Origin of the sequence: Streptomyces laculatispora (assembly GCF_017353455.1) — a bacterium.
GTDB classification, from domain to species: domain Bacteria; phylum Actinomycetota; class Actinomycetes; order Streptomycetales; family Streptomycetaceae; genus Streptomyces; species Streptomyces laculatispora.
In genome coordinates this window covers 1-21622 of the sequence record NZ_JAFMPZ010000073.1, presented here as the reverse complement: position 1 = coordinate 21622, position 21622 = coordinate 1, and the positions used below count along the sequence as shown (strand labels likewise).

At 71.7% G+C, this 21622-nt stretch carries 20 protein-coding genes; 7 read left to right on the top strand and 13 right to left on the bottom strand.

Annotated features, from left to right (window positions below; genetic code table 11):
• On the top strand, nt 1–1492 hold a 1492-nt coding region (locus J1C73_RS03700; protein ID WP_207315058.1), incomplete at its 5' end, for an alpha/beta hydrolase.
• 232 nt (nt 1493–1724) lie between these two features.
• A complete protein-coding gene (locus tag J1C73_RS03695; protein ID WP_207315057.1) occupies nt 1725–3308 on the top strand; it encodes an alpha/beta hydrolase in 1584 nt (527 codons plus the stop codon).
• 74 nt (nt 3309–3382) lie between these two features.
• Here J1C73_RS03695 and moeZ read toward each other — a convergent pair whose 3' ends face one another.
• From moeZ to J1C73_RS03640, 12 genes are all read right to left on the bottom strand, one after another.
• Complete coding sequence (gene moeZ, locus J1C73_RS03690) at nt 3383–4561, bottom strand: adenylyltransferase/sulfurtransferase MoeZ (protein WP_123461506.1); 1179 nt, start codon at nt 4559–4561, stop codon at nt 3383–3385.
• Nucleotides 4562–4646: 85 nt separating this feature from the next.
• A complete protein-coding gene (locus tag J1C73_RS03685; protein WP_207315056.1) occupies nt 4647–5489 on the bottom strand; it encodes a spherulation-specific family 4 protein in 843 nt (280 codons plus the stop codon).
• On the bottom strand, nt 5477–6442 hold the full coding sequence (locus tag J1C73_RS03680; RefSeq protein ID WP_123461504.1) for an NAD-dependent epimerase/dehydratase family protein: 966 nt from the start codon (nt 6440–6442) through the stop codon (nt 5477–5479). The genes J1C73_RS03685 and J1C73_RS03680 overlap by 13 nt, the downstream gene beginning before the upstream one ends.
• A 136-nt stretch (nt 6443–6578) precedes the next feature.
• Nucleotides 6579–7940: a hypothetical protein gene (locus J1C73_RS03675; protein ID WP_242643668.1), complete on the bottom strand. Its 1362-nt coding sequence runs from the start codon at nt 7938–7940 to the stop codon at nt 6579–6581.
• Nucleotides 7941–8022: 82 nt separating this feature from the next.
• Nucleotides 8023–9870, bottom strand: coding sequence for a glycosyltransferase (locus tag J1C73_RS03670; RefSeq protein WP_207315055.1), 1848 nt, complete (start codon nt 9868–9870; stop codon nt 8023–8025).
• 190 nt (nt 9871–10060) lie between these two features.
• Nucleotides 10061–11653 (bottom strand): dipeptide ABC transporter ATP-binding protein, encoded by a 1593-nt coding sequence (locus tag J1C73_RS03665; protein ID WP_207315054.1) that lies wholly within the window; start codon nt 11651–11653, stop codon nt 10061–10063.
• A complete protein-coding gene (locus tag J1C73_RS03660) occupies nt 11650–12639 on the bottom strand; it encodes an ABC transporter permease (RefSeq protein ID WP_207315053.1) in 990 nt (329 codons plus the stop codon). The genes J1C73_RS03665 and J1C73_RS03660 overlap by 4 nt, the downstream gene beginning before the upstream one ends.
• Nucleotides 12636–13619, bottom strand: coding sequence for an ABC transporter permease (locus J1C73_RS03655; protein WP_207315052.1), 984 nt, complete (start codon nt 13617–13619; stop codon nt 12636–12638). The genes J1C73_RS03660 and J1C73_RS03655 overlap by 4 nt, the downstream gene beginning before the upstream one ends.
• A 2-nt stretch (nt 13620–13621) precedes the next feature.
• Complete coding sequence (locus J1C73_RS03650) at nt 13622–15349, bottom strand: ABC transporter substrate-binding protein (RefSeq protein ID WP_207315051.1); 1728 nt, start codon at nt 15347–15349, stop codon at nt 13622–13624.
• A 222-nt stretch (nt 15350–15571) separates the two neighbouring features.
• On the bottom strand, nt 15572–15667 hold the full coding sequence (locus J1C73_RS35870; RefSeq protein WP_311316959.1) for an Ms4533A family Cys-rich leader peptide: 96 nt from the start codon (nt 15665–15667) through the stop codon (nt 15572–15574).
• Between the two features lie 157 nt (nt 15668–15824).
• On the bottom strand, nt 15825–17150 hold the full coding sequence (locus tag J1C73_RS03645) for a DUF3152 domain-containing protein (protein WP_207315050.1): 1326 nt from the start codon (nt 17148–17150) through the stop codon (nt 15825–15827).
• Between the two features lie 8 nt (nt 17151–17158).
• Nucleotides 17159–18124, bottom strand: coding sequence for an alpha/beta fold hydrolase (locus tag J1C73_RS03640; protein WP_123461497.1), 966 nt, complete (start codon nt 18122–18124; stop codon nt 17159–17161).
• Nucleotides 18125–18234: 110 nt separating this feature from the next.
• On the opposite strand from J1C73_RS03640, the gene J1C73_RS03635 reads away from it, so the two are divergent.
• The 4 genes from J1C73_RS03635 (at nt 18235) to J1C73_RS03620 (ending at nt 20175) form a co-directional block, all read left to right on the top strand.
• Nucleotides 18235–18450, top strand: a complete 216-nt coding sequence (locus tag J1C73_RS03635) for an Rv3202a family protein (RefSeq protein ID WP_207315049.1) — start codon at nt 18235–18237, stop codon at nt 18448–18450.
• 168 nt (nt 18451–18618) lie between these two features.
• Entirely contained in the window at nt 18619–19260 is a 642-nt protein-coding gene (locus tag J1C73_RS03630) for a TetR/AcrR family transcriptional regulator (protein ID WP_123461495.1), read from the top strand.
• A gap of 132 nt (nt 19261–19392) precedes the next feature.
• Nucleotides 19393–19620 (top strand): DUF3107 domain-containing protein, encoded by a 228-nt coding sequence (locus tag J1C73_RS03625; RefSeq protein WP_024490505.1) that lies wholly within the window; start codon nt 19393–19395, stop codon nt 19618–19620.
• A 285-nt stretch (nt 19621–19905) separates the two neighbouring features.
• The gene (locus J1C73_RS03620; protein WP_207315048.1) at nt 19906–20175 is read left to right on the top strand and encodes a hypothetical protein; all 270 of its coding nucleotides are present in this window, start codon (nt 19906–19908) and stop codon (nt 20173–20175) included.
• A 30-nt stretch (nt 20176–20205) separates the two neighbouring features.
• Here J1C73_RS03620 and J1C73_RS03615 read toward each other — a convergent pair whose 3' ends face one another.
• Entirely contained in the window at nt 20206–20940 is a 735-nt protein-coding gene (locus tag J1C73_RS03615) for a ferritin-like fold-containing protein (protein WP_123461493.1), read from the bottom strand.
• Nucleotides 20941–21325: 385 nt separating this feature from the next.
• On the opposite strand from J1C73_RS03615, the gene J1C73_RS03610 reads away from it, so the two are divergent.
• The coding region (locus J1C73_RS03610; RefSeq protein WP_207315059.1) for a DEAD/DEAH box helicase at nt 21326–21622 on the top strand (297 nt) is incomplete at its 3' end.

The following is a 21622-nucleotide window of genomic DNA, read 5'->3' as shown; positions in this document are numbered from 1 at the left end:
CGGCCCGGAGCTCCCGGCGGCCGCCGCCGGGAGCTCCGGGCCGTCCGCCCTCGCCACCCAGAAACTGACGTGGAAGCACTGCCCCGCCCCGTCCCAGGCGGAGGGCGGCGGCGCCGCACCGTCCCCGCTGCCCGGCGGGGCCGTCTGGGAGTGCTCCGTGATGAAGGTCCCGCTCGACCACGCCGAGCCCGACGGCGACACCATCGAGCTGGCGCTCGTCCGCGCGAAGGCCATGGACCGGAAGAACCGGATCGGTTCGCTCATCTTCAACTTCGGCGGCCCCGGCTCCTCCGGCGTCGCCACCCTGCCCGCCTTCGGCACCGAGTACGACAAGCTGCGCACCCGCTACGACCTGGTGAGCTTCGACCCGCGCGGGGTCGGCCGCAGCGACGGGGTGACGTGCGAGAACGACAAGCAGCTGGACGTGCGCTACCAGGCCGACGGGACGCCGGACGACGCCTCCGAGGAGAAGGCGTTCACCGATGACACGAAGACGTACGCGGCGGCGTGCGAGAAGAACTCGGGCAGGGAGCTCCCCTTCGTCGGGACGACGAACGCCGCCCGCGACATGGACCTGATGCGTCAGGTGCTGGGCGACGACCGGCTGTACTACTTCGGCATCTCGTACGGCACCGAACTGGGCGGTGTCTACGCGCACCTGTTCCCGAAGAACGTCGGCAGGTCGGTGCTGGACGCGGTGGTGGACCCGACCGAGGACGCCGAGCAGTCCTCCCTGGGCCAGGCCAAGGGGTTCCAGCTCGCGCTGGACAACTTCGCCAAGGACTGCGCGGACCGGGGCGACGCCTGCAAACTGCCGGGTTCCAACGCCGGTGAGGTCGAGCAGGGGGTGTCCGATCTCCTGAGCCGGCTGGAGAAGAAGCCCGTGCCCGGGCTCGGTGCACGGAAGCTGACGCAGACGCAGGCCACCACCGGCATCGCCTCGGCCCTGTACTCCAAGGAGACCTGGCCGCTGCTGGAGCAGGGCCTGGACGAGGCCGACGGCGGCGACGGCGGGCTGCTGCTGGCCCTCGCCGACTCCCTCAACGGCCGCTCGGACAACGGCCACTACGACAATTCCGCCGCGGCCAACACGGCCATCAGCTGCGCGGACTCCAAGGAACGGTTCACCCTGGAGCAGACCAGGGCGAAGCTCCCCGGGTTCCGCGAAGCCTCACCAGTCTTCGGCGACTACCTGGGCTGGGGCCTGATGGCCTGCACCGGCTGGCCGGTGGCGGGCGCCTGGGACCACCCCGACGTCAGCGCCCCGGGCTCGGCCCCCCAGCTGGTCATCGGCAACACCGGCGACCCGGCGACCCCGTACAAGGGCGCGCGGGCGATGGCCGACGAGCTGGGCAAGGGCGTCGGCGTGGAGATGACGTACAAGGGCGAGGGGCACGGCGCGTACAACAGCGGCAACGCCTGTGTGCAGAAGGCGGTGGGCGGCTATCTGCTGGACGGCAAGGTACCGGCCGCCGGGACGGTCTGCGGCTAGGGCCTTTCGTTTGGATCAGGCCGGATCAGGGAGCGGGGTCCGGCGCGTGCAGCTGCAAGACGGAGGAGGGAGTCAATGCGGAGCATGGGCGACCGACGACAACGCCGCAGATGTGCGCACCGGACCCCGCGAGCCCGGCATGATCCAAACGAGAGGCCCCAGGGCTGTCCGGACGCCGTCCTACGATGAGCGGACTGTCGACCGGGCAGGCACAACGGGGAGGGACACACACGTGGTCTCATACGCACGGGCCGGGGCGCTGGCCGCCGCCGCGCTGCTGCTGACGGGGGTGCTCGCGGGCTGTGAGGACACCGCGGACGACAAGCCCGGCAAACGGGCTGACGGCAGCACGGCCGCCTCACCGTCCGCCGCGGCCTCGTCCACCGCGAGCGGGAAGCCGGTACGGCTCCCGGCACTGCCCGGTTCGCTCACCTCGCAGCGCCTGGACTGGAACCGCTGCGAGGCCCCCGGGGGCGGGACCGCTCCGGGTTCGGACTGGCGGTGTGCGAAGGTCCGCGTTCCGCTGGACTACACCGAGCCGGACGGCGCCACGATCGGGATCGCGCTGATCCGCAAGGAGGCCCGGGACAAGGGCCGGCGCCTGGGCTCGATGCTGTTCAACTTCGGCGGCCCCGGCGGTTCGGGGGTCTCCATCCTGCCGCGCGCCGCCGGTTCGTACGGGAAGCTCAACACCCGTTACGACCTGGTGGGCTTCGATCCGCGCGGGGTGGCCGGGAGCGCCGGGGTGCGGTGCCGCTCCGACCGGGAGCAGGAGGCCGCCAACCGCGAGGTGGACATGACTCCGGACACGGCGGCGGAGGAGGCGGCGTTCATGAAGGACGGCGCGGACTTCGGCGCCGGCTGCGAGCGCCGTTCGGGCAAGGTCCTGCCGTTCGTCGGCACGACGAACGCCGCCCGGGACATGGACCTGATCCGCGAGGTGCTCGGTGACCGGAAGCTGACGTACTTCGGCATGTCGTACGGCACCGAGCTGGGCGGCACCTACGCGCACCTCTTCCCGGCGAACGTCGGGCGCACCGTCCTGGACGCCGTCGTCGACCCCACGGCGGACGCCGTCGGGCACGCCCGCAACCAGACGACCGGCTTCCAGCGGGCGCTGGACAACTACCTCAAGGACCGCGGCCAGGACCCAAAGGCGGGCACCCGGCGCATCGCCCGGCTGCTGGCGCGGATCGACAGGAAGCCGCTGCCGACCGGTACGTCCCGTGAGCTCAACGAGTCACTGGCCCTCACGGGCATAGTGATGCCGCTCTACTCCAAGGGCAACTGGCCGTTCCTGACCCAGGCGCTGGACGAGGCGGAGGGCGGCCGGGGCAGCATGCTGCTGCAGCTGGCCGACTCGTACAACGGCCGCGACGGGAAGGGCCACTACGACACCGAGAGCCACTCGCAGCGGGCCATCTCCTGCGCGGACAGCAGGGCCCGGCCGACGGCGGCCGAGGCGAAGGCGCTGCTGCCCGAGTTCGAGAAGCTGTCCCCGGTCTTCGGCGCGTTCCTGGCCTGGGACACCGCGGGCTGGTGCTCCGACTGGCCGGTGAAGGGTGAGCACGACACCCCGGAGGCGAGCGCTCCGGGCGCCGGTCCGATCCTGGTCGTGGGGACGACGGGCGACCCCGCGACGCCGTACGAGGGTGCGCGCAAGATGGCGGACGAGCTGGGCAAGGGCGTCGGCGTCCTGCTGACCAACAAGGGCGAGGGGCACGGCGCCTACGGCGGGAACACCTGCGTCACGTCGACGGTCGACACGTACTTCCTGGACGGGAAGGTCCCGGCGGACGGCAAGACCTGCTCGTAGGGCAGCACGCGGACACGCCGGAGGGGCCGGCCCGCGCGACGCGGACCGGCCCCTCCGGAACAGACGGTCGGGCTCTAGTACACCGGCTTCTCGGGCTCGATCTGGTTGACCCAGCCGATCACGCCGCCGCCGACGTGCACCGCGTCGGCGAAGCCCGCCGACTTGAGGACCGCGAGGACCTCGGCGCTGCGGACACCGGTCTTGCAGTGCAGCACGATGCGCTTGTCCTGCGGGAGGTCCTGGAGGGCGTTGCCCATCAGGAACTCGTTCTTCGGGATCAGCTTCGCGCCGGGGATCGAGACGATCTCGTACTCGTTCGGCTCGCGGACGTCGATGATCTCGATCTTCTCGTCCGCGTCGATCCACTCCTTGAGCTGCTTGGGAGTGATCGTGGAGCCGAGCGCCGCCTCCTGGGCCTCCTCGGACACGACGCCGCAGAAGGCCTCGTAGTCGATGAGCTCGGTGACGGTCGGGTTCTCGCCGCAGACCGCGCAGTCGGGGTCCTTGCGGACCTTGACCTGGCGGTACTGCATCTCCAGGGCGTCGTAGATCATCAGCCGGCCGACGAGCGGGTCGCCGATTCCGGCGAGCAGCTTGATGGCCTCGTTGACCTGGATGGAGCCGATGGACGCGCAGAGCACGCCCAGCACGCCGCCCTCGGCGCAGGACGGAACCATGCCGGGGGGCGGCGGCTCCGGGTAGAGGCAGCGGTAGCAGGGACCGTGCTCGGACCAGAAGACGGAAGCCTGACCGTCGAACCGGTAGATGGAGCCCCAGACGTACGGCTTGTTCAGCAGCACCGCGGCGTCGTTGACGAGATAGCGGGTGGCGAAGTTGTCCGTGCCGTCCACGATCAGGTCGTACTGGGCGAAGATCTCCATCACGTTCTCGGCTTCGAGCCGTTCCTCGTGAAGGACCACGTTCACCAGCGGGTTGATGCCCAGCACCGAGTCCTTGGCGGACTGGGCCTTGGAGCGGCCGATGTCGGCCTGGCTGTGGATGATCTGGCGCTGCAGGTTCGACTCGTCGACCTCGTCGAACTCCACGATGCCGAGCGTTCCGACACCGGCGGCGGCCAGGTACATCAGGGCCGGCGAGCCGAGACCGCCGGCGCCCACACAGAGCACCTTCGCGTTCTTCAGCCGCTTCTGCCCGTCCATCCCGACATCCGGGATGATCAGGTGGCGGGAGTACCTGCGGACCTCGTCGACGGTGAGCTCAGCAGCTGGCTCGACCAGGGGTGGCAGCGACACAGGAACCTCAACAATGCAGGTGGTCGGTTTCTACGTACTTCGGCTACGTACGGTTGTTCTTGCGGTAACACTGCCACGCCCCCTCTCATTCCGAGATACCAGGTCCGATCCGCGAGACAATTTCGTCCCAGTACCTGGGCAGCGTCGCGAATGGATCGGTTTGTCCGCGCCTGTTCGCCCGATCCGCCTCTCCGGTGCGGTCCGTGAAGAAGATCGTCCCGGCACCCTGCCAGCGTGCGATGCGCATCGCCTCCTCCAGATGGCTGCGCGGGACGCCGTGCACGAAGTGCGCGAACCGGCCGGGCGGGTAGGCGGCGGTCCACTCCGCCACCTGCGACCAGCGGTAGTCCGTCCACGCGCCGCGGAAGGTGACGAGCTGGTCGGCGGCCTCGGCGTAGCCGGGATACGGGTGGGTGTCGTGCCCCAGCACCAGGTGTCCGCCGTCCCGCGTGCTGTCGCTGTCCGCCAGGAGCGCGGCGAGCGTGCTGGTGAGCCGGCGGACCGCCGGGAGGCCGGGGCGCCCGGCCGGGCACCGGTCGAGGTAGAAGCCGTCGACGCGGTACCAGTCCAGGAACGACCGGGCGTCGGTGATCAGCGCGTCGAAGGGCCGGTCGCCGAAGGCCAGATCGAGCCGGCCGAGCAGCCGGCCGGCCGAGGCCCGTACGGAGTCCGGCGCCTCCTCGCCGTGCACGGCCCGTTCGCGGGCGTTACGGAGCCGGCCCGCGGCCTCCAGGCAGTGCGGGTCGGGACGGGTGCCGGGGCCGTTGTCGATATCGAGGACGGCCCAGTGCAGCGGGGTGCCGGGGCGGCTGAGCTCGGCCCATTCGACGGGCGCGAGCAGCGGGTGGGCGTAGCCGGGGACGCCGAAGCCGAGCTGTGCGGCGCCGCTGGTCCTGCGGGCCGTGCCGGTACCGGTCAGATACGGCACGCCGCCTCCATCCAGATGTCGGCGAGCGACTCCTCCAGATTGATCCGGGGGCGCCAGCCGAGCCGGTCCCTGGCGGTGCGCACATCGGCCTGCTGCCAGGCGCCGCAGCCGTCCGGGTAGGGCGACGGGGTGGCCGAGAGGTGCTCGATGACCGATTCGGTGGAGGTACGGGGTGCGCCGATGGGCAGCCGGGCGGGGGGTGCGTCCAGCTCGTGGAGCGCGCCGCCGTATCCGGCGACCTTGGCGAGCACGGCGGCGGCGTCGCGGAGCCGTACGGCCCGGCCGGTGCCGATGTTGACGACCCCCTGGGCGGCGGAGAGCGAGGCGGCGTGCACGGCGCGCGCGACATCGCGCACATCGACGAAGTCGCGCTGCACACCGAGGCCGCTGAGCTTCAGCTCGCCGTCACCGGACTGCATGGCGCGGCGCATCGCCTCGGCGAGCCGGCCGAGCGGGGAACCGGCCGGGGTGCCGGGGCCGACCGGTGAGAAGACCCGCAGCACGACCGCGTCGAGGCCGGAGCCGAGGACGAGTTCGGTGGCGGCGAGCTTGCTGACGCCGTACGGGCCGCCGGGGCGGGGGATGGCGTCCTCCGCGGTGGACGAGCCGGGCTGCGAGGGTCCGTACTCCGAGGAGCAGCCGACCTGGACGAGGCGGGCGGTGCAGCCGCTGCGCCGCATCGCCTCGCAGACGGTAGCGACGGCGACGGTGTTGTGGCGGGTCAGGTCGCGCGCCCCGCCACGGGTGGCGCCCGCGCAGTTGACGACGACTCCGGGGTGGACGGCGTCCAGGAAGCGGGTGAGCGCTCCCGGGCTGCCGCCGGCGAGGTCGAACCGTACGTCGGCGTCGTCGCCGCGGCCGAGCGCCGTGAGGTGTACGGCGGGGTCGGCGAGCAGCCGGTCGGCGACGAACCGGCCGAGGAATCCGTTGGCTCCGAGCAGCAGCACCCTCATCGCGCGCCCCCTGGGTGCCGACGGCGGGCTGCCGGTGCGAGGTATTGGGGGGTCATGTCCGGTGTCTCCTTGAGGCAGTTGCGTACGTGCGGGAAGGGACCCGCGGCGTCGGCTCCGCGGGGGCTGTTGACGTGCGTCAGGCGGCGGTGTGGGCGGATGCTCGGGAGAGAGCGACGGTGGCGGTGGTCAGCAGGCCGAGTGCGGCCGCGCCGCAGGCCAGGGCGGGTACGGCGCCGGTGCCCGACGCCTCAACGAGGGCGTCGACGGGCCGGGCGAGGGCGTGGAGACCGGGCAGCCGCCCGGCCAGGACCAGGGCGGGGGCGGCGGCCTCGACGGCGCAGGCGGCGGCGAGTCCGGTGGCGGCCGGTTCGGGGAAGCCGTGGACGGTGAGGAGCCGGGCCAGCAGGAGCAGTACCCCGAGGCCGGCGGCCCCGACGGGGACGCCGCCCCCGGTCCCGAGCCCGGCCAGGCAGAGCAGCCCGGTGACGACGCAGAGGAAGAACGCGACGGCACCGAAGAGCAGGGGACGCACGCCTGCCGCGAACTCCTCCAGCGCATGGCTGCCGTTGAGTTTGCGGTGTGCGTGCAGCGAGAAGAAGTGTGCGCACCAGGCCGCCGGCGCGACCGCCATCGCGAGCCCGAGCAGCGGCGCCGGGGTGAGCGCCCAAGGGCCTTCGGGGCCGCCGCTGATGACCTGCTGGAGCAGGGCCTCGCCGTACAGGGCGTAGCCGATGAGCCAGCAGCCGTACAGGTTGGCGGCGCCCGCGGAGCGGCCGCCGGTGGAGAGCGGGCCGGTGCGCAGGGCGAGGGCGAGCCCGATGAACGCCAGGAGCGCGCCGCCGCTGCCGATGGCGAGCCGTGCCTCGCCGCTGAGCACCCCGTCGGTGAGCCGCAGTGAGACGAGGGTGGCCAGGCAGGCGGCGCCCGGCAGCAGCGCCCGGAGCGACCATGCGGCGCGCGTGCGGATGTCATGCGCCGGAGCGAAGAGCGCTCCGACGGGCTCCCCCACGCTGCCCGGTACCCGTGCGAACAGCTCCTCGGCGAGCGAGAACACATCACGGTGCCGGTAGCGGGCGGCGGTGCGGTCGGTGACACCGTGGGCTTCGAGCCCGGCGGCGATCTCCAGCGGATCGACGGCCCGCTCGCAGAGTTCGCGGTGCCGGTGCATGAGCGACTTCACGGGGTCGGCCGGACCGCGCCGCCCGGTGCTGAGCTTGCGCGCCGGGGCGGCGTGCGCGATCTCGGGTGCGCGGGCGCAGGGGTGTGTTCCGCGCTCCGGGACGCCTTGTGGTGCCGTCTCCGCCGGGGCGCTCTGTGCCGCTGCGGCCACCGGCCCGGCCACGGCCTCGCCGTCCGCCGACGCGTCCTGGGGGGCAGCCGGCCCCCAGGACGGTTCGGAGACGTCGACGGCCGGCGAATCGGAGACCAGCGCCCGCGAGCGGGGGTCCCAGCCGCTGCCGGTCGTCGGTGTGCCGGGCACCTCGGTCGGGCGGCCCATCGTGGTTCCTCCGTGTTCTTCACCGGGGGCGCCGGACGGCCCGGACCGGTCGCTACGGCGGCCCGGCCCGGCCGCTTCCTGGTCACGCATCGCGGTCCCCCGCTCCGCGCGCTCCCGCGCAGACTCCGCGCCCGGCCCAGCTGGGCGTGTGCTCGGCCGGCCCCGGGGCGAGGGCCTCGTCGGGCTCCGGCCACAGGCCGAGGACGTGGGCCTCCGGAGGGGTGGCGAAGGGGCGCGGTCCGCCGTCCGTGTTCACCGTCGCCGCCTCCCGGCGCACCGGCGCCTGGGCGATCAGCTCCAGGTAAATACCGCGAAACGCCGCGAGGTTCTGTTCGACCGTGAAGAGTTCGAGCGCGCGGGCACGGGCCGCCGCGCCCAGGCGCGCACGGCGCTCCGGGTCGCGCAGCAGTGCCAGACAGGCGTCCGCGAGCGCCCGGGGATTGCGCGGCGGCACCACGAGCCCCGTCCCGCCGATGACCTCGACGACCGCGCCGACGTCCGTCGAGACCGTGGCCCGGCCGCAGAACATCGCCTCGACCAGGCTGATCGGGAAGCCCTCGACCACGCTGGAGAGCACCACGACCCCGCCGGCCGCGTACGCCTGGGCGAGGTCGGGGACCCCTGCCCCGCCGATGTCCTCGAAGGAGACCGGGTTGTCGCCGACGGCGTGCGCGTCGGCGGCCTCGTCCGGGAAGAGCTGGGCGGCGAGTGCCCGGCAGTGCGCGAGATAGGTGGCCCCCTCCGGCCCCTGGGCCGCCGCGCCGATGATCCGCAGCCGGGCGTCCGGTTCGGCCCGGCGCACCTGCGCGAAGGCGTGCAGCAGGGCGACCAGATCCTTGGCGGGCTCGATCCTGCCGACCCACACCAGGGTGTCCGGGCCGCCGTCTCCCTCGTTCTCGCCCAGCGCGGCGAACCGGCCGGACTCCATGCCGGGGTAGACCGTGCGCACCTTGGCGGGTTCCGCACCGCAGCGCTCCTGCCAGCGGCGGGCGTGCGTATTGCCGGGGGTGATGAGCGCGGCCTGGCGGTACACCTCGGCGGCGAGCCGGCCGTGGAAGTTCGCGAGCAGGGCGCGCACCGGCGCACTGAGCGGGGTGCCGGCCGCCGCGAGGTAGTGCGACCGCAGTTGCACGGAGTGCTCGGTGACCAGCAGCGGCACGCCGAAGAAGCGTTTGGCCAGCAGACCGGGCAGGGCGGCGGCACCTCCCGAGGTGGCGTGGCAGAGGTCCACGGCGCCGAGGCTCTCCTCGTCGTACCAGTCGAGGGAGAGCGGACGGAGCACCCGGTCGAGCTCCGCGGCGAAGGCGAGGAGGTCGGGGACGGTGGCGGCCTGGACGGTGCGGCCGGTGCCGGGCGCACGGCAGGCCGCCTCCAGGATCCGTACCGCGGTCTCGGAGCGGAGCGCCGCGGGAAGTCCGCCGTGTTCGCAGGCCAGTTCGGCGAGACCGTACAGGCCTTCGGTGAACCGCGCGTCCCCGGCACCGGCGGCGGCGCGTTCCCCGTCGCCGTATCCGCCGGGCCCGGCGGATTCCCCGGGCCCGGCGGTTCCACCGGCTTCTCCCCGCTCGCCGCCGGTCGCACCAGCGGCGCAGACCGCGGTCGCGAGCGCGGTGAAGTGGGTGGTGAAGCGCCGTCGTTCACGCCGCCCGTAGGAGCGCGCGCCGCCGCCGGCCAGCAGTCGCGAAAGCAGCCGCCTGGGGGCGTGCAGTCCCAGGGTGTCCTCGTCGGCGATCCACAGCGGCGCCGTCCGTACCCGGCTCACCTGGAAAGGGAGCTGGACCCAGCCACGCGCCTCCTGTTCAGCGGTGCGGCTGAGCGCGAAGAGATCGAACTCGTGTTGCGCGAGTCCGCGCACCAGACGGTCGCACCAGAGTCTGGACTCACCGGTCGCATACGGATAACCACCGTCGGTGAGGAGTCCGATCCGCACGAGTACACCCCCGATCTCCCTTGTGGGCGGCCACCGTTGGATCGGCGACTCACAGCGGGACGACCGTAAGCGGATACGCCGGTGGCGCGACGGACGGTTGTCCGTCGCACCACCGAAAGGGGTGAACCGTCGTAACTTTCCCGCCCCCGCGGCGTTCCGTCGCGCTATAGAGGCGGTCGATTACGTACGGTCAGGCCGCGGTCAGCTCCGCGCGAGCCGCGCGGCGGACCGCCGCGAGTGCCGGATCGAGCGCCGGCACGGCCGCCAGGAGCTGCTTGGTGTACGGGTCGCGGGGCTCTCCGTACACCTGCTCCACCGGGCCCTCCTCGACGATCCGGCCGTGGCGCATGACGGCCACCCGGTCGCTGACCTGGCGCACGACCGCGAGATCGTGCGCGATGAAGACCAGCGCGAGTCCCAGTTCCCGCTGGAGCTCGGCCAGCAGCGCGGTCACCTGGGCCTGGGTCGTCACGTCGAGGGCGGAGACCGCCTCGTCGCAGACGATCAGCCTCGGTTCGGCGGCCAGCGCCCGTGCGATGCCGACGCGTTGGCGCTGTCCGCCGCTGAACTCGTGCGGGTAGCGGTCGTACTGCTCCGGGTCGAGCCCGACGCGCTCCAGCAGCTCCCGGACGCGCGCCCTGATCGCGCCCTCGTCACGCTGCCCGCGCGCCCGCAGCGGGTCGGCGACGGACTCGCCCACGGAGCGGCGCGGGTTGAGCGAGGAGAGCGGGTCCTGGAAGACCATCTGGACCCGGTCCGCCCGGGTGAGCCGGCCGGAGGTGGGTTCCAGCAGACCGACGAGCATCCGCCCGAGGGTGGTCTTGCCGCTGCCGCTCTCCCCGACGATGCCGAGCGTCTCGCCGTGGCGGACGGTGAGGGAGACGCCGTCGACGGCGGCCAGGGCGGACTTCCCCCGGCCGAACACCTGCCGCACCCCGTCGGCCTCGACGAGCACCTCGGCCCCGTCGGGGACCGCGCGCCCGGTCGCGGCCGCAGGGCCGCCCGGCTCCGGAGCGATGCGCGGCACCGCCGACAGCAACGCCTTCGTGTAGGGCTCGCGCGGGGCACCGAGGACCTGGGCCACCGGTCCCCGTTCCACCGCGAGGCCGGACCGCATGACCAGTACCTCGTCCACCGACTCCGCCGCCACGCCCACGTCATGGGTGACCAGCAGCAGCCCCATGCCCGTCTCCCGGCGCAGGTTGTGCAGCAGGTCGAGGATCTGGGCCTGGACGGTGACGTCGAGCGCGGTGGTGGGCTCGTCGGCGATCAGCAGCTGCGGCTCGCAGGCCAGCGCCATCGCGATCAGCGCCCGTTGCCGCATTCCGCCGGAGAACTCGTGCGGCCGGGACCGGGAGCGGCGTACCGCGTCCGGGATCCCGACCCGGTCCAGCACCTCGACGGCCCTGGTCCGGGCCGCCCGCCGGGAGACCCGGTTGTGGACGCGGTACACCTGGGCGATCTGGTCGCCGACGGCGTAGTACGGGTCCAGCGAGGAGAGCGGGTCCTGGAAGACCATCGCGGCCTTCGCCCCGCGCAGCCCGCGCAGTTCCGTGTCGTCGGCGGTGTGGACGTCCACACCGGCGACCCGGATCGAACCGCCGACCCGCGCGCCCGTCCCCCGGTGCAGCCCGAGCAGGGCGTACGCGGACGCGCTCTTGCCGGAGCCGGACTCGCCGACGACGCCGAGCGCGCCGCCCGCCTCCAGTGAGAACGACAGTCCGCGCACCGCCTGTACGTCGCCGAACGAGATCGAGAGATCGGTGACCTCGACGAGACTCATGACAGCACCACCCGTCGGTCGGCCATCGCCTGCAGGATGTCCGCGACGGCATTGGCAAGGACGACGAAGAACCCGGTGACGAGCACCAGACCGACGACGACCGGGAGGTCCACGTTCCGTACGGCTGCGACGAGTTCGCGGCCGACGCCCGGAATCCCGAAGAGGGACTCGGTGAGCACGGCGCCGCCGAACATCGAGCCGATGTCCAGTGCGCCGAGCGCGATCACCGGGGCGAGCGCGCCGCGCAGGGCGTGCCGTCCGACGATCACGCGCTCGCTGACCCCGTACGCCCTGAAGGTGCGCACATGGTCCTCGGCGAGCGTCTCCAGCATCGAGGACCGGGTCATCCGGGCATACGGGGCGGCGGAGACGAGGGCCAGGGAGATCCAGGGCAGTACGAGGTTCCAGGCCCACTGCTCCGGGTCCTCGGTGAAGGGGACGTAATCCGGGAACGGCAGGATCTGGAGCGCCGTGACGCAGATGATGATCAGCAGCAGGCCGATCACGAAGACCGGTGTGGCCATGCCGGCCAGGGTGATCCCGGTGAGGATGCGCTCGGTGGCGCGGCCGCGCCGCCACACCGAGAGCAGTCCGGTGCCGACCCCGAGCAGCATCCACAGCACGAAGGCGCCGACCGCGAGCGAGACGGTGGCCGGCAGCTTGGCGACGATCAGCTGGGTGACCTGCTGGCCGCTCTGGTAGGAGAGTCCGAGGCAGGGGGCCTGGCAGTGCACCACACCGGTTCCGGTGGAGTAGTCGCGGCCGGCGACCAGGCTCTGGAGGAAGTGCGCGTACTGCACGTACACCGGGTCGTCGAGGCGCAGCTGTTCGCTGACCTGGGCGACCTGAGCGGGCGAGCAGCGGGGGCCGCAGGCGATCTGTGCGACGTCGCCCGGTGCCACGTAGAAGGCGGCGTAGACGACGAGACTGAGGGCGAGCAGGACGAAGAGCGCCCCGCCCAGGCGCCGCAGCAGGAACCACGTCATGCTCCGGCCTCCTTCTTCGCGCCGGTGCCGATCCGCAGCCGGGAGGCGGCGCGCGGGTCGAGCGCGGTGCGCACGCCCTCACCGAGGACGGTGAGCGCCAGCACGGTGACGAAGAGCAGCCCGGCCGGGATCAGCAGATAGGTGGGCGCGGCCTGGTACCAGGTGTCGGCGTCGCTGAGCATCTGTCCCCAGGACGGCGTGGGCGGCTTGATGCCGACGCCGAGGAAGGACAGGGCGGCCTCGACGACGATGTTGGCGGGGAAGAGCAGTACGGCGTACGTGATGACGGGCGCCGCCAGCGCGGGCAGCAGCTCACGCCGGGCGATCTGCCAGGACCCCCAGCCGCTGAGCCGGGCCGCCGCGACGTGGTCGAGCGATTTCAGGGCGAGGGTCTTGGCGCGCACGATCTTGGAGATGTGGGTCCAGCCGACCAGGCCGACGAGCAGGGCGATCAGCACCGGGCGCGGGAATCCGGCCGGGACGACGGCGAGCGCGCCGAGGGCGGCCACCATGACCGGCAGGGCGACCATGACATCGGTGATCCGGCTGAACACCTGGTCGACGAGGCGGTTGCCGAGACCGGCCGCGAGGCCGACGACGAGGCCGATGGCCACCTGGAGCAGGGTCGCGCCGAGCGCGACGCCGAGCGAGACCCGGGCGCCGTACACGACGCGGGCGAAGAGATCGCGCCCGGTGAGCGGTTCGACGCCGAGCCAGTGCTCGGCGCTGATCCCGCCGAAGGAGCCGAGCGGCACCCCGCCGGTGGCGGAGTCGACGAGGTCCGGGTGGTAGGTGGTGGGGTTCTGGCCCTCGATGCCCGCGAGCAGCGGTGCGGCGAGCGCGGTCAGGACCAGCAGGGCGACGACGGCGGCGGCCACGAGGGCCGAGCGCCGGGTACGCAGCCGCCGCCAGAACGGATGGGCCCCGGAAGCGGGGGCCGCGACGGCCCCCGCCTCCTTGACCAGCAGTGCTTCGGTCATGGCTACTTGACCGCGACCTGCGAGATGTCGAGCACGCCGGTCCAGTCGCTGATCACGACGTTTCTGACGGACTCGCCGTACAGGCGCTTGTAGACCGGGTGGAACAGCGGCACGGTCAGCGCCTGCTCACCGACCTTCCTGTCGAGCGCACCCCAGCGCTTGGCGGCGGCGCTCAGGTCGGTCAGCTTGTTGATCTCGTCGATCTCCTTGTTGACCGCGGGGTCGTTCAGCTGGCCGGAGTTGAAGTTGTACCCGGCCCTGACGATCTGGCGTCCGTCGAAGATCGGGGCGAAGAACGGTCCGCCGGAGGGCCAGTCGGCGCCCCAGCCGCCGAGGAAGAAGCCCGGCTCGGTCTTCACGTTGTAGACGGTGTCCGAGTAGGCGTTGGACTCCAGGCCGCGGAGCTTGACGGTGATCCCGGCCTTCTTCAGCGCTTCCTGGAGCGCGGTGGCGATCTCCGGGCTGGTCGCGAAGTTCTTCTCGTTGTTGTGCGTGAGGGTGACGGTCAGCCCCTTGGGGTAGCCGGCCTCCTTCAGCAGTTGCTTCGCCTTGGCCGCGTTGCCGGTCTTGCCGGCCGGGAAGGCGTCGTACGGCGTGTAGCCGAACGACGCCTGGTCGGGCAGGAAGGTGGTGGCGGGCTCGGCGAGCGAGGAGCCGCCCGCGGCGTTGACGACGGAGCTGCGGTCCACGGCGTACGAGATCGCCTGGCGCACCTTCGGGTTGTCGAACGGCTTCACCTTCGGGTTGAAGGCGATGTAGTTGGTGTAGCCGAAGTGGCCGGTGCCGACCCGGGCCGCGAGCTTCTTGTCACCGCTGACCTTGGCGAGCTCGGCCGGGCCGAGGTTGGTGTCGGTGGTGACGGCCGCGGCGTCGGAGCCCTGCGAGGCGGACAGCCGCTGGTTGATGACGGCGGAGTCGAGCCCGGAGCGGACGTCGATCCGGTCGGGGTAGGCCTTGCGCTCCTCGTCGGTGCCGGCCGACCAGTAGGTGTTGCGTTCCAGGGTGAGGCGTTCGCCGTCGCCCTCGTTCCTGACGACCTTGTACGGGCCGGAGGAGAGCGGGTGCTCCTCGTACTTCGTGCCGGTGTCCTTGGCCTTCGGCACGGGAGTGGTCTGGGTCTGGGTGGCCAGGAAGGGGAACTCACCCTCGGGCTTGTTGAGGTGGAAGACGATCGTCTTCGCGTCGGGCGTCAGAATCGAGTCGAGGCCCTTCTTGTCCTTGTACGGGCCCTGGTAGCCGGCCCCGCCGATCAGCCAGTCGCGCAGGTAGGGCGCGCCGCCGGAGAGCTCGGCCGCGAAGGAGCGCTCGATGCCGTACTTGATGTCGGCACTCGTGATCGCGGTGCCGTCCTCGTACTTGAGGTTGTCCTTGAGCGTGTACGTCCAGACGGTGGCGTTCTTGCTGGGCGTGCCCAGGTCGGTCGCGAGGTCGGGGACGACCTTCGAGCCGGCCGCACCGTCCTCACGGTTGCGGGTGGTGAGCGTGCGGAAGACGAGCGAGGGGACGTTGCCGCCGCCGGAGGTGTAGAGCCGGGCGGGGTCGAAGTCCTCCTGGGGGGCGCTGTTGAGGACGGTGAGCGTGCCGCCCTTCTTGGGCGCGCCCGCCGCGCCGGAGCTGCCGTCGCCGCCCTTGCTGCTGCCCTCGGGCCCGCAGGCCGCGGCGCCCGCGGCCACGGCGAGTACTGCGGCGGCCGCTGCTACGCGGCGCGATATGACGGACGGTTGACGCATCGGAAGGTGACCTCTCGGAGAACTGCCTGAATGAAGGAAACAGAAACGAATCCGTGCAGGCGGCGACGAGAGACATGTGCACACGACCGGTCGGTACAGGGACCGGAACACTGGAAACTGCCGCGCCTGCGGACGGAATACGCCCGGTGCGGCAGTCGGAAGGTCATCCGGCCGGCCCATCAGGGCTCGGGCGGGAGGGGCCGACGCGCACTCGGGCAGGCGTCAGCAACAGTCGACGTCGGCGACACTGTGCCCGGTCACACCGATGAGCGCCAGCTCAATGGCGGCGCGATCGAAGGTGACGAGGCTGCGTGACATGCCGAGAAATATGAGCGACGGCCCTCACGATGTCAACGCGATATGAGACGACGGTCTCACTATTCGGACAGGTGTCCCGGGGGGAGCATCCCCACCGGTCCGGACACCGGCCCCCGGCCACCGGACCCGCGACCACTCGCGCGGACGCGGTCCGGGCTCAACCGACCGGATACACCCAGGCGTTGGCGCGGCACTTGATACCGTCGATATTCAGCGACTTGGTCTGCTGCTGCATCACCGGAGCGAGCGCGCCTGGCGTGCCGCAGCTCACATGGTTGTGCCCCAGCCGGTGGCCCACCTCGTGGTTGATCAGCATCTGGCGGTAGGAGTAGAGCTTGTCCGGGCCGAAGGTGGAGGACCCCTGGGCCCAGCGATAGGCGTTGATCATCACGCGCTCGGTGGCGGCGGAGTCGCACGAGACGTTGTCCAGCGTCGTGTCCAGCCCGGATTTCTCGCACCAGAGTCCGGTGGTTCCCGGACTGGCCAGCGTGATCACGAAATCCGGCTCGCCGGTGGAAATCCTTTCGAAGGTCATCTCCCCGTCGTGTGCCCAACTCCGTTCATCATTAAGAGTTTTCTGGACCGCCTCGGCAAAGAGCGCGGAGTCGAGCCCGAGCCCCTTCTCGACATCGATCCGATAGCGGTACTTGCGCCCCTTGCCCGGAGCCTTCGCCTCACCGGGTACGGCTTCGAATTTCCCCGAACCCTTGAGCTTCGGTGCCAGCGGATAGGCCTTGGCCATTTTCTGCTCGTACGAAAGGGGCTTGAGCACCACCTTGGGCGCGGGGGTATCCCTGTTGTCCGAACGGGAGGTGTCGTCGGTGCCGTCCCGGTCGACGCCCGCGGGCTGCGCGGCACTGGTCCGGCCGCCGCTGTCGTGGGCGACCTGGCCCGCCACGACCACCGCGAGCACCGTGGTCACCGCGGCGGCCGCGATACCGGTGAAGGTGCGACCCCTGCCGCCCCTGGAGTCCTTGGAGTCCTTGGGGCCGTCCTCGCCGCCCGGCGGCCGCTCGTCCCAGTCGCTGACGGAGCTGTACGGATCGGCGGGGGCGGCCGGTTCAGGTGCCGGGCCGCGGGATGCGGACGGGGCGTCGAATGCCTCGACGAACTCCCGTCGCGGTCCCGGTATCAGCGGCTTGGTGCCGGCCCCCTGCGCATTCCGCGGTACCTGCGGACGCGCCTGCGCCGGTGCCTGGACACCGGTGCGGCCGGGGACGCCGCCCGGCGTGCCCGGCCGCTCGACCGGCCCGGTGCCCCAGCCACCGCCGGGTTCACGCTGTTCGGGGTGACCGCCGCGCACCTGGGGAGCTCCCTGGAACGGGGTGTGGCCGTCGGTGCCCGATGGCACCTCGCCCGGCCGCCTGCGCCGGCCGCTGCCGGGTGCGGGCCGGGTGCCCTCGCGCCCGGCGCCCGCGTCCACCGGGGCGGGCCCGGCCTCGGGCGCCTTGGCCTCAGGGCCCTTTCGACTGTGTCGTCCCACGCCCCGGATCAGCTCCCGCCGTCTTCGTCGAGCAGTTCCCGGAACGCCTGGGCGACCGCCTCCGGGTACTCCATCATCGCCACGTGCCCGGCGTCGGGCAGTGTCAGCAGCCGCGAATCGCGGAAGGCCGCGGACGCCCTGCGTGCCATCCGGTACGAGACGAGCCGGTCCCGTCCGCCGTACACGAGCTGGGTCGGCGCGAGCACCCGCTCGGCCTGACGCCACAGCCCGTGCTGACCGCCCAGCGTGTACGCATCGACGATGCCACGCGCCGAGCGCGCCATGGCGTCCCAGAAGTACGGCAGTTCCAGCCGTCGCTCCATTTCGGCCACCGCCGCACGGAAGCCCGTCTCGGAGACCCGTGCCGGATCGCCGTAACAGAGTGCCATGACTCCGCGGGTGCGTTCTTCCGCGCTCCAGTCCCGGGTCATCCGGGAGACCAGGGATACGAGCCCCGGAACGGCGAGCAGTGCGGTCGGCGCGGCCGACCACTGCACCCGGATCTCGGGGAGCGCGGGCGAGATCAGGGTGAGCGTGCGCACCAGGTCGGGGCGGACCGCCGCGACCCGGGTCGCCACCGCGCCGCCGAGGGAGTTGCCGAACAGATGGACGGGCCCCCGCTCCCCCGCGTCCAGGAAGCGGATCACCGCGCGGGCGTGACCGGTGACCGAGTAGTTGCCGTCGTCCGGCGGCGGGGAGTCCCCGAAGCCGGGCAGATCGACCGCCTCGCCGTCCAGCACGTCCTGGAGGAGCGGCATCAGCGCCGACCAGTTCTGCGAGGAGCCGCCGAGCCCGTGCACGTAGAGGGCGGGCGCCAGGCCCGTCCGCTCCGGTGGCCGTGAACGGACGGTCAGCGTGAGTCCGGCCAGCGTCACGGAGCGGAGTCTCTCGCCCTCCGCGACCCTGACCGCGCTCACCGTGGGGGCCACCGCTGCGGCGGCGGCACGGACTCCCGGCAGCTCGGTCGAAGACATGCGGCAATGTTACGAGACGATCACACCGGGATTCATGTGTTCGCCGTCACACATCGCGTAGCGGCTTCGGGGCGTTGCTCCTAGGCTCGGGGCAAGGAAGGGAGTCCCCAATGACGGTCGACCCCAGTGACCCGGAGACCTTCGAGGAAGTCCAGCCGGACGAACCCGGACAGGAGACGCCCGAGGCGGATGCCGCCGAGCAGCAGGCGGAGCTGCGCCCCGAGAGCGACGAACCACTGACGGATCTCGACCGGAACCGCGCGAACGAGGCGGACGCGGCGGAACAGGCCCGCGTCGTCACCGACGACGAGGACGATTACCGCTGATACGTCCTGCTATACGGCACAGGTCAAGAGAATCTGTGGCTACCGCAGTCGTCCGGTCCGTGAAATTCTGCGTCCGCGCCGCGCATACCCGGGTTACCCGAAAGTACGATGGAGGTACGGCGCAGCGAGCACGGAACGGTGTGTCGGATCACAAATTTGGGAGGCGGCGTGACAGCCATCGAGCAGACCGAGGCGGCGCGCCCGCGGGGCACTCGCCTGCCGCGTCGCGCCCGACGCAATCAGCTCCTGGGTGCCGCCCAGGAGGTCTTCGTCGCGCAGGGCTACCACTCCGCCGCGATGGACGACATCGCGGAACGGGCCGGGGTCAGCAAACCGGTGCTCTATCAGCACTTCCCGGGCAAGCTGGAGCTGTATCTGGCCCTGCTCGACCAGCACTGCGAGTCGCTGCTCCAGTCGGTGCGCACGGCGCTCGCGTCGACGAGCGACAACAAGCTGCGCGTGGCAGCGACGATGGACGCCTACTTCGCGTACGTCGAGGACGAGGGCGGCGCCTTCCGGCTGGTCTTCGAGTCGGACCTGACCAACGAGCCCGCCGTGCGCGAGCGGGTCGACCGGGTCTCGCTGCAGTGCGCCGAGGCGATCTCCGACGTGATCGCCGGTGACACCGGCCTGTCCAAGGACGAGTCGATGCTGCTCGCCGTGGGCCTGGGCGGGGTGTCCCAGGTGGTCGCCCGCTACTGGCTCTCCAGCCGGTCCGCCATCCCGCGTGACACTGCGGTGCAGCTGCTCACGTCGCTGGCCTGGCGGGGCATCGCGGGCTTCCCGCTGCACGGCATCGATCAGCACTGAGTGCGGCGGCCGGCGTCCGTGTTCGCTGCGGGCGTTGCCCGCGGACCCCTGGCCAGTCCCTTCAGCGGGCTAATGTGTGCTGCGTACGGCGCGGTTCACCGCGCAGGGACTGACCGTCGGAGGGACATAGCCGTGGAGGTCAAGATCGGGGTGCAGCACACGCCCCGGGAGATCGTTCTGGAGAGCGGGCTTTCCGCCGAAGAGGTCGAGAGCGCGGTTTCCGAGGCTCTCGCCGGCAAGGCGCAGCTGCTCAGCCTCACGGACGAGAAGGGCCGCAAGGTCCTGGTGCCGGCCGACCGGATCGCCTACGTGGAGATCGGCGAGCCCAGCACACGACGGGTGGGGTTCGGCGCGCTGTAGCGGCGCGCACGGACACAGCGACCGTGGAAGCGGCCCGGCGGGGAATTCCCCGCCGGGCCGCTTTCCGTCGTGCCCCGGATGCGAGTTTCCGTCCTGCCCCGGGTACGAGCCGCGCGACGGCGGTCCCGCACGTCGGCCGTCCGCTGTGACAGCCGTTCCGGTGCGAGGGCCGTTGCTGTGCGACAGCTGAGCGAAGCCTGTCCGCGGGAGGGTTGCGTTCCGCGGCCGTGGGGTAGTACCGCCTACGACCGAATTGCCCGCCCCGTACCTGCGAGGTGATCATCTGTGATCTTGGAAATCCTGGGCTCCGTCGTACTCGGACTCGCCCTCTCGTGGGCGGCGCTCCGCTCCCTGTCGCCCCGTCTCCCGTCCCCTCGGGCCGTCTTCGGCACCGGAGCGCTGGGCGCCCTGTTCGGCCTGTATCTGATGCACTCGGTGCTGGGCTCCGGCCACGCGGCGGCGACGCTGATCGGCGCGGTGCTCATCTCCGCGGTGACGGTGTCCCTGCTGATCCGGCCACGCAGCCGCCGCCTGAGCCGGTCGGCGGCGGCCTGACGCCGCCGCCCCGGCCCCCGCGAGGCGGTCCTAGGCCGCAAGCCCCAGGGTGGCCATGCGCTTGGTGTGCGCCTCGGTGATCCGCGAGAACATCCGGCCGACCTCGGCCAGGTCGAATCCGTCGGCGACCCCGCCCACCAGCATGGTCGACAGCGCGTCGCGGTCGGCCACCACCCGCTGCGCCTGCGAGAGCGCCTCGCCCATCAGCCGACGCGCCCACAGCGCGAGCCGGCCACCGAGCCTCGGGTCCGCCTCGATCGCGGCGCGCACCTTCTCGACGGCGAAGTTGCCGTGGCCCGTGTCGTCGAGCACGGCGAGCACGAGGGAGCGGGTGTCGGAGTCGAGCCGGGCCGCGACCTCGCGGTAGAAGTCACTGGCGATCGAGTCACCGACATAGGCCTTGACCAGGCCTTCCAGCCAGTCCGACGGCGCGGTCTGGCGGTGGAAGTCGTCGAGCGCCTTGGCGAACGGCTCCATGGCGCCGGTCGGCTCCACCTCGATCGCCGTCAGCCGGTCGGTCAGCCGCTCGAAGTGATGGAATTCCGCGGACGCCATCTTCGCCAGCGCCGCCTTGTCACCCAGCGTCGGCGCGAGTTTCGCGTCCTCGGCGAGCCTCTCGAAGGCCGCCAGCTCCCCATAGGCAAGTGCTCCCAGCAGGTCCACGACGGCGGCCCGGTACTGCGGCTCCGTGGACGCGGTGGCCCAGTCCTGGTCGGCGATTTTGGTGGATGCGGGGGTTTGCGTGGCGTTGTCAGGCGTCTCCATGGAGCGCAGAATAGCCCGCCCGCCGAGCGGCGGAGGGGTCCGGCCGCCGACTGACGTCACACCGTTCCGATGAATTCGCCCAACACAGATGCACGAATCCGGGGTACAGTGGTATTGCGCTTACTGAGCATTTTGCAACTGCTCGTGGCGCGAAATTGAATGAGGATGCCCGGTCGGTGGCCCGATCGGCTCCGACCCGACAGCCCTCCACGCGATGCGTACGCCACGTGCGACCGCAGGCGAGGGGCCCCCTCAGCGGCACGAGCGCTCGAGCGACGGCAGTGGTCCCGCGCCACCCGGCCCATCCACGGCCGGATGACCAACCCCGGCACGGTACGACCCCCTTCGTTCGCCTCGGACCGCGTTTCACAGAAGAGGCAATACCCTGACTACGTTCCGAGACCTCGGGATTCTTCCCGAGACGGCCGAGGCCCTTGAGTCCGTCGGCATCACGTCCCCCTTCCCCATCCAGGAGATGACGCTCCCCGTAGCGCTCTCCGGCTCCGATGTCATCGGGCAGGCCAAGACCGGCACGGGCAAGACCCTCGGTTTCGGTCTGCCGCTGCTGGAGCGCGTCACCGTCCTCGCGGACGTCGAGGCGGGCCGGGCGGCGCCCGAGAAGCTGACCGACGCGCCGCAGGCACTGATCGTCGTCCCCACCCGCGAGCTCTGCCAGCAGGTC

Excerpts from the sequence above, each read along its gene's own strand:
- J1C73_RS03655 (WP_207315052.1), bottom strand. The coding sequence starts at position 13,619 with ATGACCGAAGCACTGCTGGTCAAGGAGGCGGGGGCCGTCGCGGCCCCC.
- J1C73_RS35870 (WP_311316959.1), bottom strand. The coding sequence starts at position 15,667 with ATGTCACGCAGCCTCGTCACCTTCGATCGCGCCGCCATTGAGCTGGCG.
- J1C73_RS03680 (WP_123461504.1), bottom strand. The coding sequence starts at position 6,442 with ATGAGGGTGCTGCTGCTCGGAGCCAACGGATTCCTCGGCCGGTTCGTC.
- J1C73_RS03640 (WP_123461497.1), bottom strand. The coding sequence starts at position 18,124 with ATGTCTTCGACCGAGCTGCCGGGAGTCCGTGCCGCCGCCGCAGCGGTG.
- J1C73_RS03675 (WP_242643668.1), bottom strand. The coding sequence starts at position 7,940 with ATGGGCCGCCCGACCGAGGTGCCCGGCACACCGACGACCGGCAGCGGC.
- J1C73_RS03635 (WP_207315049.1), top strand. The coding sequence starts at position 18,235 with ATGACGGTCGACCCCAGTGACCCGGAGACCTTCGAGGAAGTCCAGCCG.
- J1C73_RS03665 (WP_207315054.1), bottom strand. The coding sequence starts at position 11,653 with ATGAGTCTCGTCGAGGTCACCGATCTCTCGATCTCGTTCGGCGACGTA.
- J1C73_RS03615 (WP_123461493.1), bottom strand. The coding sequence starts at position 20,940 with ATGGAGACGCCTGACAACGCCACGCAAACCCCCGCATCCACCAAAATC.
- J1C73_RS03660 (WP_207315053.1), bottom strand. The coding sequence starts at position 12,639 with ATGACGTGGTTCCTGCTGCGGCGCCTGGGCGGGGCGCTCTTCGTCCTG.
- J1C73_RS03650 (WP_207315051.1), bottom strand. The coding sequence starts at position 15,349 with ATGCGTCAACCGTCCGTCATATCGCGCCGCGTAGCAGCGGCCGCCGCA.